At 34.3% G+C, this 16,197-nt stretch carries 11 protein-coding genes; 10 read left to right on the top strand and 1 reads right to left on the bottom strand.

The window, feature by feature from the left end; translation table 11 throughout:
- Positions 1-41: 41 nt before the first annotated feature.
- The 8 genes from JYB65_RS11785 to galE all read left to right on the top strand — a co-directional run bounded on the left by JYB65_RS11785 (position 42) and on the right by galE (position 10,115).
- A complete protein-coding gene (locus JYB65_RS11785) occupies positions 42-1,124 on the top strand; it encodes a class I SAM-dependent methyltransferase (RefSeq protein WP_206582889.1) in 1,083 nt (360 codons plus the stop codon).
- Between the two features lie 9 nt (positions 1,125-1,133).
- Complete coding sequence (locus tag JYB65_RS11780; RefSeq protein WP_206582888.1) at positions 1,134-2,462, top strand: glycosyltransferase family 4 protein; 1,329 nt, start codon at positions 1,134-1,136, stop codon at positions 2,460-2,462.
- A gap of 56 nt (positions 2,463-2,518) precedes the next feature.
- Positions 2,519-3,739, top strand: a complete 1,221-nt coding sequence (locus JYB65_RS11775; protein ID WP_206582887.1) for a glycosyltransferase family 2 protein — start codon at positions 2,519-2,521, stop codon at positions 3,737-3,739.
- Positions 3,740-3,783: 44 nt separating this feature from the next.
- Positions 3,784-6,279, top strand: a complete 2,496-nt coding sequence (locus JYB65_RS11770) for a sulfatase-like hydrolase/transferase (RefSeq protein WP_206582886.1) — start codon at positions 3,784-3,786, stop codon at positions 6,277-6,279.
- Between the two features lie 11 nt (positions 6,280-6,290).
- Positions 6,291-8,363 carry a membrane protein insertase YidC gene (gene yidC, locus JYB65_RS11765; protein WP_206582885.1) on the top strand — a complete coding sequence of 691 codons (2,073 nt, stop codon included), beginning with the start codon at positions 6,291-6,293 and terminating at the stop codon, positions 8,361-8,363.
- A gap of 39 nt (positions 8,364-8,402) precedes the next feature.
- Positions 8,403-8,702, top strand: a complete 300-nt coding sequence (locus JYB65_RS11760; RefSeq protein ID WP_206582884.1) for a hypothetical protein — start codon at positions 8,403-8,405, stop codon at positions 8,700-8,702.
- Between the two features lie 27 nt (positions 8,703-8,729).
- A complete protein-coding gene (locus tag JYB65_RS11755) occupies positions 8,730-9,029 on the top strand; it encodes a DUF4236 domain-containing protein (RefSeq protein ID WP_206582883.1) in 300 nt (99 codons plus the stop codon).
- Between the two features lie 84 nt (positions 9,030-9,113).
- Complete coding sequence (galE, locus tag JYB65_RS11750) at positions 9,114-10,115, top strand: UDP-glucose 4-epimerase GalE (protein WP_206582882.1); 1,002 nt, start codon at positions 9,114-9,116, stop codon at positions 10,113-10,115.
- A 54-nt stretch (positions 10,116-10,169) separates the two neighbouring features.
- On the opposite strand, the gene JYB65_RS11745 is transcribed toward galE, so the two are convergent.
- Entirely contained in the window at positions 10,170-11,228 is a 1,059-nt protein-coding gene (locus JYB65_RS11745; RefSeq protein WP_206582881.1) for a stalk domain-containing protein, read from the bottom strand.
- 321 nt (positions 11,229-11,549) lie between these two features.
- Here JYB65_RS11745 and JYB65_RS11740 point away from each other — a divergent pair, with 321 nt between their 5' ends.
- On the top strand, positions 11,550-12,929 hold the full coding sequence (locus JYB65_RS11740) for an undecaprenyl-phosphate glucose phosphotransferase (protein ID WP_206582880.1): 1,380 nt from the start codon (positions 11,550-11,552) through the stop codon (positions 12,927-12,929).
- A gap of 25 nt (positions 12,930-12,954) precedes the next feature.
- Positions 12,955-15,894, top strand: coding sequence for an O-antigen ligase family protein (locus JYB65_RS11735; RefSeq protein ID WP_206582879.1), 2,940 nt, complete (start codon positions 12,955-12,957; stop codon positions 15,892-15,894).
- The last annotated feature ends 303 nt before the right edge of the window (positions 15,895-16,197 follow it).

Genomic DNA, 16,197 nt, shown 5'->3' with positions numbered 1-16,197 from the left:
AGTGAATTTTAATAAATGGGGAAGGCACCCAAGAGGAAAATATGAAAAAATGTTGGTGTGGTAATACTGAATTAGAAATTTATTCGAGAGATTATCATAAGTGTAACGTATGTGGGACTTTGGTATGCAATCAAGATGTGCCAAAAGATATTTATATTGTTTCAAATGAAGAAAAAGATTTATACGGGAAGAGCTATTGGGAAGAAAAAATGGTTCAGCTTTTTGGAGTGAAAAATCTTTCCGAAGTTATTGATGCATATTTAAAGGAGAGAGCAATTTACTGGTTTAAATACCTATTAAAATATGTGAAGGCGGGTAATTCTATTGCGGAAATAGGTTGCGGAATAGGAGCATTTTCATATCTACTTAAACAAATGGATTTTCAACAAATTGCTTTTGAATTGAGCCCTGATATTTGCCAGTATATAAGAACTACTTTGCAAGTGAATGTGGTTTGCGGGGAATTAAGCAATTCAAGTCAAAAATTTAATGCAATTGTTGCATTTGATGTAATAGAACATATCATTGAACCAGAAAAATTTATATTTGATTTAAGCAAAAAACTTACCCAAGACGGAATAATCTGTTTACAGACACCTGTTTACGATGAGGAACTGAATTATGAAGAAATGTTAAGAGATAAGCCCCGATTTAAATCTCTCTTAATTGATGGTGAACATCTATACTTGTTCAGCAAAAAATCCATGAAACTTTTATTAAATAAATGGGGTTTTAAATACATAAACTTTGAAACACCAATTTTTGGGGATGATTATGATATGTTTCTGTTTGCAAGTAAATCACCATTTAATTTTAACAGCGATATTGACATTGAAAATATATTAAATAACCTTGGTACTGGAAGGCTTACAAAGGCAATGATTTCACTTCGAGAAAGTGAAATATCTTTACGAAGTCAACTGGCAGAGGCAGGTAGGTATCTTGAAATTTGTGAAAAAGATAGAGCAGATCGCTTAGATGTTATCAATGGCTTAGTAGCAGAAATTGAGAGGCTTAGAGCTGAGAATGATATATTAAAAAAAGAGTCAGCTGATAATGTTAAGAACCTCACAAAACGAAATGCAATTGGTGTTGGTCTAGAGAAAATATTTAAAAGGAGATAGTTAAAAAATATGAAAATTGCATATTTTGATCATTCCTATCATAAACAGACCTTGTCTACAAAGTTTCTAATTGATATGTTAGTGGAAAAGGACTTTGAGGTTGAATACATTTGGGATGATTTTTGGCGGGGCGGAGAAAAAATAAGGCTAGCAGACTACCTAGGAAAATTTGATGTATATATTTTTTTTCAGTTACTCCCTGAATTTGATGAAAATACTGATTTAACTTGTTTCAACTTAGTATATATTCCCATGTTAGATTCTTATGATAGCGAAAATCTATTATATAGGCATAGCAATGAATGGGAGATCCTTAAGAATTTTAAGGTTTTAAATTTCTCAAAATCATTGCATGTTGCCATGTCTAGCATAGGAATAATAAGTAAGTATGTTAAGTATTTTCCTAATCCGGAGAAATATTTCGCAAGTAATAAGGTCAATAAATCAGCCTTTTTCTGGCAGAGAAACTCAAGCATGGTGAATTGGGATATGGTAAAGGATTTACTTGGAAAGTTGGACTTAGAATCCATTCATATTCATATGGCAAATGACCCCGGAACCATGCTTGAAGAAATAGCTCCGCAAGATATAGAAAAATATCACATTGAATTTACAAATTGGTTTGAAACTAAAAATGAGTATATTGAAAAAGTTCAAAGCAAGACTCTATATATTGCACCTAGAATTTCGGAAGGAATAGGGATGTCTTTCTTAGAGGCGATGGCCATGGGAAAATGTGTTATTGCGCCCAATTTAGGGACAATGAATGAATACATCATAGACGGTGTAAACGGATACTTATATGATGTTGAAGAGCCTAGGGAAATAACTTTTAAAGATATTGCGACGGTGTGTAGGAATGCTAGAGTTACGATAGAAGAGGGATTCCCAAAATGGAGAGATGAATCTATCGAGATTATTAACTACTTATTTAGTGATTCAAAAGAACTTTATAAAAAACTCAGATATATTGCTAATAGCAAATACAACGAAAATCAAACTGAAAGAGTTAGATTGATAAGATTGCAAGAATCAGAAAAAGAAGTATTAGCAGATTTTTTGAATGAAGAAAATAACTTTATTAAAAGGGAAAATAGACAATTGCTCCAAGGGTTAGAAGAAAAAGAGGCTGTTATTCAAGACTTAGCGAAGCACTGTTCTGAGAAAGATAACGCAATTAGGGAACTAACTAACCAGTGCATAGAAAAAGAAACAACGATTCAAGACTTAGATAGGCAATGCCTTGAAAAAGAAGCTGTTATTCAAGAGCTCACAAAGCAATGCTTGGAGAAGGAGACTTTGATTCAGAATTTAACACGATTCCCGAGAGGACGATAAAGGGATACTGGAAATAATAATGAATAGCATCGTTAAAGAAAAGAGGTTAATTTGTAATGGAATCATTGATAGGTAAATATGTAACATATCCAGAGGCGTCTATTCAGGGGGGGCTACGAACTAAGAGCATTTTTAAAAGCTCGATAGAAAATCAACCTTTGGTTACTATAATCACTGTGGTGTATAACCGAAGGAAAAAGTTGAAAAGGGCGATTGAGTCTGTATTAGGCCAATCATATCAAAATATTGAATATATTTTGATTGATGGTGGAAGCACCGATGGGACATTGGAAGTTATCAAAGAATATGAAGATAAAATTGATTACTATATTTCCCAAGAGGATAAGGGAATCTACAATGCCATGAATAAGGGATTACAGCTTGCGAGGGGTGAATATATCGGCATTGTAAACTCAGATGATTATTTTGATATAAATGCGGTTAAGTGTTCTATCGAAAAAATTTTAGAGAATGGAGCCGATTATTCGGGGGCATTGTCACAATATGTTGATATAAAAGGGAGGCCTACAATGTTGCTCCCTTTATCCCATTTTGATGAACGTGCTATATTTTCTATTCAACCTTGTGGACATGCAACGATGTTTGTATCAAGAAAGTGCTTTGAGGCAATCGGACTTTATGATGAGAAGTATCGGATTGTTGCAGATTTTAAGATGCAATTGCTGCTTATAAAGGAAGGATTTAAACATTGTACTGTAAATCAAGTCATTCACTATTTTGAAACAGACGGTGTGTCTGCAAACAATACAAAACTTAATGTTCAGGAGCTAGTCCAGCTTATTAATGAACAGAACCCAAATGTTTCTTTTCAAGAAGCAGAAACGGTAATTGATTTAGCTTGGGGATTCCCAATACATAGAAATCAGCTAGTACATTTAAAGTCATTAATGAGACGAGACTATTTTACTGAAAGACAGAAAGTATATCTAGCAGAAGCATTAATTGAAAAAATTCATTGGCAATTTCAACATCAGGTTTGGATTGATGGACGAGAGATTGGGCAATCAGATTTAGAATTAGGGCCATTAGAAAAGAAAATTCAAGAGGAAAAAAAGGGAGGCGAGAATTTACAGGATAACTTGTATCCTGTCTCAGAGGAGGATAAAGATATAAATCTAATTTCTCAAATAAAAAATGACTGTATGCATACCAATTACAAAAAGTCTTTCTCAAAAAGGATAAGGTATATTACAAAGCAATTTATCCCGTTGGGATTATTGATTTTATATTGGAGAATAAGGAACAAATATAAATAGTATTAAGAAAAATTAGTTGTTTAAATGAATGTAAGGATTGAGAAATGTTTGGAAAAATAAATGATTTGGAATCTAAACAAAAAGCATCGATTAGCTTTTTTTTATCGTTTACTCTTTTTGTATTCGGACCTCTAGAACTTTATCTTGATAATAAAGAGGAATTATGGTTTGGAATAATGAGCTTAACTCCTATAATTATAATTGGGGGATCTTTAAGTTTTCTATCACTATATTTTTTAATGAGTAATAGATCTAGTCTTAATAAATATATAAAGGCAACCCTATTTGGCATAGCAATATCCACATATTTGCAGGGTAATTTTCTAGTAATAAATTATGGCCTTCTAGATGGTTCAGCCATAGAATGGAAACAATATACTATATGGCAGATTATTAGCCTAGTTTTGTGGACATTTTGTATTTTAGCATCGATTATAGCTACGAAAAAAATCTATGGAAAATTTAATAAATTTACCTTTATTGTATCAACCGTCCTTTCTGGAGTTCAAGTTATTGCATTAATCGTACTTATTGCGATATCAGGCGTTGGCGGCAAAGATAAAACTGTTTTAACAACAGAAGGGATATTTGATGTATCGACTACTAAAAACATCGCCGTATTTATTGTTGACTCAATGGATACGAGCTACTTTAATCAGGCATTAGAAACTTATCCTGAGCTCAATAAAACATTTAATGATTTTACGTATTACAAAAATGTAATTGGTATGTATCCATCAACAAAGGGGGCCATACCATATATACTTACTGGGGATAAATATTTGAATGGCTTACCGTACAATGAATATATAGAAAAAGCATGGAGAAATAATCCTTTAGCATTAGAATTAAAGAAGAATAATTTTAATTGCGGAGTTTACACAAGTAGCTCTTTTATATCGACATCAGCAGATTTGATAAATATGCAACAGTCAACGCCTCAAATTAAATCTTATGAAACTTTATATAAAGAGTATGCTAAGTTAGTTTTATTTAAGTACTCTCCAGATATACTTAAAAAATACTTCGTTTTAGAATTTGACACTTTCGATAATCTTAAAGATAGTTCCCAAGATGTTTATAGCATGGATACTAGGAATATTTATAAACTATTAAAAAATAGTGGGATCAATCCTTGTAAAGAAAAAATATTTAGGGTTTACCATTATGAAGGCTCTCATTTGCCGTTTACACTTGATGAAAATTTAAATGAGGTTAGTAAATCATCTGCAGTAAAACAAACGAAAGGAGCGTTAAAAATAGTTGAGGATTATATTAAGTTACTAAAAGAGAATAACTGTTATGATAACTCCATGATAGTTGTTATGGCCGATCATGGAGCCACAGAATTGCACCAAAAACCAACCCTTTTGATTAAGTATCCTAAGCAGCATCATAATTTTAATATTTCAGATGTTGAGGCTAGTTACTCAGACTTAATGCCGACGTTGATATCCCAAATTTGTAGGGATTATAAAAAATATGGCGAAAGCCTTAAGGATATTCAGAAAGGGAATAATAGAAAAAGAGAATTTTACTATTATGAATGGGATGATTCTTGGGATAAGCAATATTTACCAGATATAAAGAAATACACAACAACTAAAACAACTAATGAATTAGGGGATAACGAGTTTTCGGGCAAAATATATACAAAAAATGGAATAGTTAATGGGTGCATTCCACGTAAATATAAATGGGAACAAAGGTTCTCATTTCTTGAAAAAGATGATAGAAGTGCTATAGTGAAAGGGATTTCTCCTGTTGAAAAAGATTTTGCATGGTCTTTAGGAGAAAAAACAGAGCTTAAGCTTAATATTAATAAAAATCCAAAAGGTGATGTGAAACTAATACTAAATATCCCATTTATTTTAGGAGAGAAACAAAGAATTAAGTTTTTTATTAACAATAAATACATTTGTGAAAAAGACATAAACAGTACAGAACATATCTTAACTGTTGTTATTCCAAAAGATTTTTTCAGAAAAGGTCAAAATGTAATAGTATTTCAATATCCAGATGCTAGATCACCTCAAAGTCTAGGAACCAGTACTGATACGCGAGTGTTAGCAGTTGCATATACAACAATGGTTCTTTCACAAAAGAATTTATACCAAGATATTTTAGATATAAAATATAACGGAGAAATTTCTTTTAAACCAGGAGGACAGAGTTCTCAATTACAATTAGAAAATTGGTATACTCAAGAGGAGGATGGTATTTGGACTTCAGAATCATCAACTATGACGTTCTACACAGAAAGTGCTTCTGATATACAAATGAACTTGTATTATAATAAATTTTTGGGAAGCGGTTCGACTACAATTTATGTTAATGGAGAAAAAGTCAAACAAATAAATGGAGAAGAGGCAAGTCCTATTAAAATTGTGATACCTAAAGGTTTATTAAATGCGGGAAAAAATCAATTAATTACTTTTGAAACATTAAATGCTAAGAGTCCAAAAGAATTAGGCTTAAGTGAGGATCAGCGGAAACTTGGGATATTTGTTACAAAAATAGCATTTAAGATTACTAAATAGGAGCAATATAAATGAAATTAATTGATATAATTATAACGACCCCGATTGGATCTATTATGGCATTCTGTTATAATTTAATAGGAAATTACGGCTGGACCATTATAATATTTACCTTAATAATAAAGTTAATTACTCTTCCTATTGGAGTATTGATACAGAAAAATTCAATTAAAATGGTTAAGATGCAACCAATGATTGATGAGTTAAAGAGAAAGTATCCTGACAAAGCGGATAAAGAACAGTTTATGGAAGAACAAATTGAACTGTTTAAAAAAGAGAAGTATAATGCTGGCATAGGCTGTTTACCAATGCTGATTCAAATTCCAATAATAATAGGGATTATATATGTAATTTATAATCCCTTAAAATATTTACTTGGTGTTAATGCCACAACAATAAATGCGCTTAATTCAGTAGCAATGAAAATTTTAGGAGTTAATGAATTAGGTCATTCGGGGACGCTTACGGTTGTAGAACTAATCCAAAATCAGAAGTATACACATTTTTTTAGTGCAGTAACTTCTGAAAATATTATAAATTTAATAAGACAATTTGATACGTCTTTTATGGGATTAAATTTATCGTTGACTCCGACATTTGAGAGCAGTTTAATGATAATACCTATTTTGTCTGCGCTAAGTGCTTTGCTGCTTTGTTTAGTTCAAAATAGAGAGAATGTATTACAGCAGGAGCAAGGGGCATTAAGTAAATGGGGAATGACAATCTTTTTGGTTCTTTTTTCTTTGTATTTTACTTTTATCGTGCCGGCAGGTGTAGGTTTATACTGGATCTGTAGCAACGTGCTTTCTACAATACAAATTTACATATTAAATTGGATTTATAATCCGAAAAAATATATTGATTATGAATACCTCCAAGCTTCAAAAGAAGCAAATCGTGTGCTGAAACAAATAAATAAACAGAAACAGCAAGAGATTAAAAAAAATGAGCCAAGAGAAAGACAAGATTATAAACGCTTTTTAAATTCGGAAGGTAAAAGATTAGTTTTTTACTCAGAAAAAAGTGGTTTTTATAAATATTTTGAGAATGTAATAGATGAAATTATTAATCGATCAAATATAGTCATTCATTATATTACAAGTGATCCTTATGATGCGATATTTAATAAGAACAATCCGAGGATTTTACCCTATTATGTTGGTGAAAAAAAGCTGATACCTCTATTTATGAAAATGGATGCAGATATAGTTGTGATGACTATGCCTGACTTAGATAATTTTCATATAAAACGGTCAATGGTACGAAAAGACATAGAATATATTTATATGTTTCATGCTCCATTAAGTTTTATTATGACGATAAGAGATAAAGCGCTAGATAATTATGATACGATTTTTTGTACGGGAATTCATCAAGCTCATGAAATAAGAGAAAGCGAAAAACTATATAATTTGAAACCTAAAATGCTAGTTGAATGTGGGTATGGTGTTATTGAAAACATGAGAATCCATTATGCAAATAACAAGGAGGGTTATTCAAATAAAAAAGTAAAACGTATACTTATCGCACCATCTTGGCAGGAAGACAACATATTGGACAGTTGTTTAGATGAGATATTAGATAATTTACTAGATAAAGGATTTCACATTATTATAAGGCCGCATCCTGAGTATGTAAAAAGATTTCCGATGCGTTGGAATCAAATAATGGACAAGTACGGTCGTAAGACAGGGGAGCTTTTTACGCTTGAAACAGATTTCTCTTCAAATGAAACAGTCTACAGTTCAGATGTTTTAATCACGGATTGGTCTGGGATAGCTTATGAATATTCGTTAGCGACTTTGAAACCATCACTTTTCATAAATACTAAAATGAAAATAGCAAATCCGAATTGGGAGCAGATACCTTTATCACCTTTATCTTTAACACTACGCAATGTAATCGGAATACAGCTTGAAAAAAGTGAGGTGTCAAATCAGATATTCACTTCGATACAAACGCTTTTAAGAAATAAGACAGAATACCAAAAACAAATTAAAGAGATTGAAGAAAAATATATTTTCAATTTTGGCCGGAGTGGAATGATCGGTGCAAGCTATATAATAGCAAGATTAAAAAATTAAGAGGACTATACTAAAAGTTTAAATGAAAGGAAAATGGAAATGAAAAAAGGTTTAATAGTTACATATTTTGTATTATGTTTTATACTATTTGGAACAGTTGAAAGTTTTGCGTACTTAGATCCTAGCACTAGTACCTATATTATTCAACTTATTGCAGGGGGACTAATCGCTGCTGGAACAGCAATCGGAATTTATTGGCATAAATTTAAAAAAGCAGTAACTGGTAAGAAAGTGCAAAGCAACCCACCGAAGGCAGAATCTCGCTTAGATTCAATGGAAGAAGGAAAAACTTTAACAGCTGAAGATATTTTGAAAATGGCAGAAGAAAGAGATAATTAATAACTAGAATAGGTGATCGAAACGGTAATGTTTCTTTTAGAATTAAAGGGAGTTTACATGGGAATCAACTACAGAAAAACCAAAGCTTTATCAAAAAACGTACGACTTACCGTTAGCAAAAACGGTCCAAGCATAAGTGTTGGCAAAAAAGGGGCACGAGTGTCTATCAACAAGGACGGAATTCGTGGTAGTGTTGGGATCCCAGGCAGTGGATTATCCTATTCCAAACAAAAAAGCTTTCCGAAAGGAAGCAAGGTAAAGAAAACCGCAAGTATTGTGGCCGCAATGGCAATGGTGGTTATAATGGTATATTTGATTTTAAGATAAACAATGCGTAAGGGCTACTGAGTGATGAGAATTATTTAGTAGCTTTTATTCTATAAAGTGGGATGATACAAAGGTGAGAAGTGAATGAAAATTCTAGTTACAGGCGGAGCCGGATATATTGGCAGCCATACTGTCAGAGAACTAATTGGAAAAGGCTATGACATAATTGTTTATGACAATTTAACTACGGGGCATGAATGGGCAGTAAAAGATTGCGAATTAATAATAGGCGATATTGCTGATATTACACAGCTAGAGAAAGTTTTAGATCAGCATAATATCAAGGCGGTGATTCATTTTGCAGCGAGTTCACTGGTCGGAGAGTCGGTAATCGATCCATCAAAATACTATGAAAATAATGTGCTTGGCAGTAAGAGATTATTTGATGTTTTGATTTCAAAAGGTGTTAAAAAGATTGTTTTTTCTTCCACTTGTGCTACATATGGAATTCCTGAAATGATTCCAATTACAGAAAAGGAAAAGCAAGCACCTATTAATCCGTATGGCTGGACGAAGTTAATCATTGAGCAAATATTGAAGGATTATGGCAATGCATACGGATTGAATTCCATTGCGCTTCGATATTTTAACGCGGCTGGCGCTGCATATGAAGAAAGGCTGGGAGAAGACCATAACTCTGAAAGCCACGTGATTCCGCTGATCCTAGAAGCGCTTACGGGGAAAAGAGAAACATTTTCATTATTTGGTGAAGATTATGATACAGCTGATGGTAGTTGCATCAGGGATTATATTCATGTGAAGGATTTAGCAACGGCTCATGTACTGGCAGTAGAAAAACTGTTAGAGAAAAGGTCGGAGGCCAATATAGGGAGTTTTGACTTTTTTAATTTAGGCACCGGAGCGGGAATTTCTGTATTAGAGTTGGTTACTGAGGCGGAAAAAATAACTGGTAAAAAAGTTCCACTGAGAATTTGCAATCGTAGGGATGGAGATCCGCCAATTCTTGTTGCAGATAACAGCAAGGCCATTACTCAGCTCAATTGGAATCCGATCTATTCAAGCTTATCAAACATTGTAAACAGTGCTTACAAATGGGAACTGATAAAACAGACGCATAATAAATGAATTAAAAAAATCGCAATACCTAGCATATTGCGATTTTTATGTAGCTAATCTATTTTATTGTGCATTTTTCTGAAGCTTTTCAATAGCTGTTCTAGCATCATCCATTTTATCTCTTGACTGTAAAGCCAAATCCATGAAAGTCTCTGCAAGCATAGAATAGTCTGAATAAGAAGCTGCTAAGTAAGAAATATTTTCCAAAACTAAGATATAATACTCGGATGATTCTACAAAAGCATATAGCACGTCTTTGGCTTTTAGTTCATCTTCCGTGAAATCCGCAGTATTCATATTCTTAATATCAATCGTTTGTTTCTGCGCTAAAGCAACATCTTCAGTAACCGCAGCTGCTATAAGGTTTAACTTTTCTGAATCCGTAGATTGATGAATGTACTTAATCTTATCAGTCGCTTGATCATATAGTTCAATAGCTGATTCATATTTCGCCTCAAGGTTAAGAATGGCTTGACTCTTTTTTGAAATGGTGCTTGTTCCACTAGTGATATTTCCGATGATAATAGTTTTAGATACATTATCCCAAGTAATCGGTTTATTCATTAAACTAGAGAGGCAACGGATTGGAAGATAGGTGCTCCCATTATATATAATAGGATAGACTGTTTGATTATTACTATCCGTAAACGATTTCAATTCAAAGTCATACATAATATTAATATCTGGCTTTACATAAACAGTTTCTAAAAAAGGCAGTGCGATAGAGGAAATTGCTGACGCAGAAATAATTTGAAAAGCATTTTGATTTCCCATTTTAATCTTTGATTTACTTGGGTTACTGAGCGTTTTACCAATAAAAACCGTCTGACTATAATTATCCCATTCAATATCTTCGCCAATCAAAGCGGAAATAGCCCGAATCGGCAAATAAGCACTCCCTCTATATACTAGAGGATATATAATTTGATTATTAGAATCCTTAAATGTTAACGTCTCATCATTAAAACGAACTTTTAGATCAGGCTTAATGTAAGCAAGTACTTTGGTAGATGCAGGCTTAGCTGCATTTGAAACTGATGAAGCAGCAAATGCAGCTGTTGACGTCCCTAATATCAAAGAAAGTGATAAAACAATCCCTATAATCCTCTTTGTCCTTTTCATAATCTGTTCTCCCCTGTAAAATCATTTGGCAGCGTTTTTTAATAAGTAAAGTAGTATGTGCAATGACACGTTGAAACTTAATCAAATACGAACATCGATACCCCTAATAAAATCCCATTAATTAACTATTATACCACCTTAAAAATCAAATTGCCAAGAATTAATTACATAAAGACATTCATTTTTTGGAACATTATGCTATAATTAAAAAGCTATTGTTTTAAAGCGTGATAAAAATGTATTTTAAGGTAATTTTTTATCGAAATTTAGTTTATAGATAGAATCAAAGCGGGTAATGTTTTAAAAGGGTGTATATCGAACATGATTAAGGAAAATCAAAAAATACTCAACGATTTCAACATATTAACGGATGGGGTAGCTATTTTAATCGCAATGGCACTTGCCTACGTTGTTCGTTTCTTTGTTATGGAAGGGGAGTCCGGACATATAACGCTGGCTATTTATATTCAGCTTGCCTTTATTGTAATTCCGTTATATTTGCTGCTTTATGCTGGATTTGGACTATATGAATCGTTTCGGCGAAAAGACTTTTCCAAGGAATTCTCCCTTATTATTCAAGCTAATTTTTTAGGTATTGTTATTCTCTTAACCTGCTTGTTCTTTTTTAAGTGGCTGGATCTATCACGATGGACCTTGGTCTTCTTTCTCTTGTTCAATACCATGGGTACTGCAACTAAAAGATATTTCGTTCGGTTTGTGTTAAAAAAGTACAGACAAAAGGGCTTTAACATAAAACATAATCTTATCATTGGTTCAGGCCCTCTTGCAAAAGAGTACTTGGAAGCGATAAACAAAAACAAAGCATTGGGCTTCTCACCAATAGGTTATCTGGCATCTGATAGGGTTTTAATGCATGCAAAATACTTAGGGAATTATGACCAAATCGATGCTGCGCTTGAGACCTTTAACCCCGATGAGGTGGTAGTAGCGTTAGAGGCAGCGGAATTTCAACTTTTGCCGAAAGTGATAAATAGCTGTGAAAAAGCGGGAACAAAGCTTTGCGTGATTCCGTTTTACTCCAAATATATGCCTTCGAAGCCATATATGGATGATATGGAAGGAATTCCGCTGATTAATATCCGCCGGATTCCCTTAGATAATATTTTAAACGCTATGGTTAAAAGAGCGATAGATATCATGGGATCCTTGTGTCTACTTTTGATTCTTTCTCCAGTCATGATTGTTACAGCAATAGGAACCAAGATTTCTTCGCCAGGACCGATTATCTTTAAACAAGAGAGGGTTGGGCTAAACAAAGACCTCTTTACCATGTATAAATTCCGCTCCATGCGAGTAAATCCTATTGAAAGCACTGCATGGACGACGCTGGCTGATCCGAGGAAGACAAAATTCGGCTCATTGATACGTAAATTTTCAATAGATGAATTACCCCAATTCTTCAACGTACTGAAGGGGGATATGAGCCTGGTTGGGCCACGGCCGGAGAGACCGTTTTTTGTGGAACAGTTTAAAGAAACTATTCCCCTATACATGGTTAAGCATCAAGTTCGGCCGGGTATTACCGGTTGGGCACAGGTAAACGGATTACGCGGCGATACTTCGATTGAGAAGCGCATTCAGCATGATATCTATTACATAGAGAATTGGACCATTTTATTTGATATAAAAATACTATTTCGTACCCTTTTTAAGGGTATCGTAAATGAAGAAAAAATATAGGGGAAAGAGAAAGGTGTATTGAGAAATGACAAAAAAAATAACGATTATTCCTATCGCATCAGTTATATTGCTCATGTTGTTTACGACAGCGGCTGGATCTTTTGATTCGCTTGTACAAAAGTGGGGTGCTTTGGCAGGCCTGATACTGATAGCTGCTTTAATGTTTACGAAGCAGGCAAAGAATGCCTTAAAAGTGTATACAGGTCCATTATTCTTTATGATTCTTGCCTACCTGATTTGGAATGGGATTTCTATTTGTTATGCAGATGTGCCAAAGGCTGCTCTTTTTGAATTTACAAAATTGATTATTGCAGCGGCAGTTTTTTTTACTATTTTGGTATTGGCGGTTCCAACCAAGAAAGGCTTTGGAAGGGTTGCGGCTACCTTAACTATTGTAACATCTATTTTTGGAATAGTATCCATCGATGCCGCTTCAGATGGCCCACTTGCAACAGGTTTTAAGGCATTTATGGGCTTATTTACTTCTAGTATGCAGCACTTTGGCGTACTAGAACAGGGAATTCGTATTACTGGTATTTTCGGTAATGCCAATACTTTTGCAGGGGTTATAGCGTTAGGCATTTTTCTTTGCTTATATTTGATAGTAAGTAGCGAAGGCGCTAAAGAACGTACATTAGGCATTATCTTATTATCAATACATGCATTGACCTACCTGCTTTTATTTAGTTTAGGTTCCATAGTAATGTTTTTGATTGCCTGCATTCTGATGATTTTGGTGACCCCAAAAGGCGAGCGTCTTCAATTGTTTATGCTAATGGCAGAAACGGTTATAGTGACACTTGTTTGTGGTGCAATAGTGATGCGTTCTTTTGATAATTCATTTATCTTACCGCTGATGGCAATCGTTTTGAATGCTGCATCATTATGGGCGGTAGATAACTATGGTAGAATATCTATTTCTACGAAATTAGCCGGTAATATGAAAGCTGGATTAGCTGTTGGAGCTATCGTGCTAATTATAATTTGCGGTTACGTTCTAGCAGCGATACATGTAACAGGACCAATGACTTTAGAACCTACGGAAACGGTTATGCGTGCGGCTTACTTAGAGCCAGGAGAATATCAGTTACAAGCAGAAACGGAAAAAGCGCCGACAATAAAAATTACTTCACAAGATCAAACGGACTTAAAAGTTCATACATTTACGACTATTTACGACGGGACGATGGACAAGGCCTCCTTCAATGTTCCGGAAGGCTCTAAAATTGTTAAACTCTATTTCACCGGGAATGAAGGAGGAAGCCTTTTAAAGCAGGTTGTCTGCGAAAACGTTAAAACAGGAACTTCTGAAGAAGTAAAATTAACGTATAAGCTCTTACCTGAAAATGTTGCAAACCGTATTCAAGACTTAGGTGCCAACCAAAATATGGTACAACGTATAGTATTCTTCGAAGATGGTCTAAAACTATTTAGACAAAGTCCTGTAATAGGTCATGGAATCAGTGGATATGAGGAGGGCGTGGCCTCGGTTCAGAATTTCTTTTATGCAACATTATATGTTCATAATCATTACATTCAAACTCTTTGCGACCTAGGAGTGATTGGATTTGGTTTATTTATAGGAATATTAGTAGCTTGCATTCTGTCAATGTTAAAGCTAAGAAAGCAGGGAGGTCTGGCATTTACAACTTTACCATTGTTTATAGCTTGTGTATTCCAAATATTTGGCCAAGCTATCACGGATCTCACATGGTCCGCCGGACCTTTCTTGATTATCACTTTTGCTATAATGTCATTGTTGATAATTGCTCAATCAAAACCTTTTGAGAAAGAAGTTCGCGATGAGGAGGCCACCGACCTTGTAGAAAAATGCGCAGCGGAAATATATGAAGACTTAAATTTAAAGATTACCGGTCCGGCTATTGCAAAGGTTATTATAATCCTACTTTCTTTGATAATGGGCATATTATTAGTATTAAACTTATTTGCTCACTATAAGGCATCTACAGGCAATTGTACGATAGATCAAATAGAGACCTTGGCAAAGATAGATCGATTTGAAGCGGATGATTATAAAACATCATATCTAGTGACAGTAAGTACCTACGGATTACAGGAAAACTTAGAGCAAGCGAATAAGTTCGCGAAAGAAGTGACAAACAATACGGATGCCGTATTGAATTATGTATTACCGTTTTATTTTAACACAGGACAAGATGACAAACTTTTTGAGGCTGCATCCATTGCGGCTGAAGATTGGAAATCAAGTCCTAAAACTTGGAATAATCTTTTTAATATCTTTGATACAGCGATTAATCCAACAAGGGATAACCCGATAGAAATTTTGATGCATTTAGTCGGTAAAAAAGAATACTATGTGGACAATATTTTAGGGTATTACAGACAGCTTCAGGAAAGGAATGCGACCTATTTAGATGATGCGATGCTGGATCCAAGTAACGTGGTGTTTGTAGGCAAGATGCTTGGCATTGAAAACTTAGATACGCAGACTCTTTCTACTGGTATTCATATTTTTTCTAATACCATATTCAATTCGGATTTTGGTGTAGATGTCAATAATGACGGCATTCCGGACAATATCATCGTGCTTACCGGAAGCACGAAGTGGGGGCTGACAACGGCAGAATCCAAGAATCCGAAAGAACCGATTACGAAGGATTTTGACGGAACAGTCAAAATAGAAAAAGGGACCTCCTTTACGTTGCAAACCTATTGCACAAAAGGCGGAGAATATACCTTACGATTAGGAGGGCTAAAAGGCTTAGACGGAAGTGCTTTAGTAAAGGAACTTTCGGTTTCCGTGGATGGACAAACGTTATCTGTCAACTATGACGAAAATGGCGCCTATGTAAAAGCAACATTAAAAGGCGCACAAGCAGCGGATGAGGCAAATGGAGTAACGGCAACAGCAGGAAGCTCAGAAACCTTTACACTAAACTTCCCGACTGGGGCTCAGATAGAAAAAATAACAGTAACTAAATAAAAATTATATATCAAAAGAAATAAATAGTACCCTGCCAGTTGGAACAGAAAAGAGTCTGCATCCCAAATGGCAGGGTATTGCTTTATTAAATGTCCCAATGAAGTTTCGAAATATTGTATATCTAGAAATAAAACGGTATTCCAATGTCATAGCTGCCATTCTCAGGATTAATTTTCAGAATAAATCTTTTCATAAATTCCGTTCTTTGCTTTTAGATAGAAAAGCAAACTCGCTACGCTCAAACAATTCTTTTCTTCGTATTTCATACTCGCTAAAAGCTTTGCTCACGAAATTTGAAAAGAT

Source organism: Clostridium aminobutyricum (assembly GCF_017255415.1).
Taxonomy (GTDB): Bacteria; Bacillota; Clostridia; order Peptostreptococcales; family Anaerovoracaceae; genus Aminipila; species Aminipila aminobutyrica.
This window is presented reverse-complemented; position numbering and strand designations above follow the sequence as displayed.

Coding starts and splice junctions, on each gene's coding strand:
- JYB65_RS11785 (WP_206582889.1), top strand. CDS start 42: ATGAAAAAATGTTGGTGTGGTAATACTGAATTAGAAATTTATTCGAGA.
- JYB65_RS11760 (WP_206582884.1), top strand. CDS start 8,403: ATGAAAAAAGGTTTAATAGTTACATATTTTGTATTATGTTTTATACTA.
- JYB65_RS11775 (WP_206582887.1), top strand. CDS start 2,519: ATGGAATCATTGATAGGTAAATATGTAACATATCCAGAGGCGTCTATT.
- JYB65_RS11755 (WP_206582883.1), top strand. CDS start 8,730: ATGTTTCTTTTAGAATTAAAGGGAGTTTACATGGGAATCAACTACAGA.
- JYB65_RS11740 (WP_206582880.1), top strand. CDS start 11,550: ATGATTAAGGAAAATCAAAAAATACTCAACGATTTCAACATATTAACG.
- JYB65_RS11745 (WP_206582881.1), bottom strand. CDS start 11,228: ATGAAAAGGACAAAGAGGATTATAGGGATTGTTTTATCACTTTCTTTG.
- yidC (WP_206582885.1), top strand. CDS start 6,291: ATGAAATTAATTGATATAATTATAACGACCCCGATTGGATCTATTATG.
- galE (WP_206582882.1), top strand. CDS start 9,114: ATGAAAATTCTAGTTACAGGCGGAGCCGGATATATTGGCAGCCATACT.
- JYB65_RS11770 (WP_206582886.1), top strand. CDS start 3,784: ATGTTTGGAAAAATAAATGATTTGGAATCTAAACAAAAAGCATCGATT.
- JYB65_RS11735 (WP_206582879.1), top strand. CDS start 12,955: ATGACAAAAAAAATAACGATTATTCCTATCGCATCAGTTATATTGCTC.
- JYB65_RS11780 (WP_206582888.1), top strand. CDS start 1,134: ATGAAAATTGCATATTTTGATCATTCCTATCATAAACAGACCTTGTCT.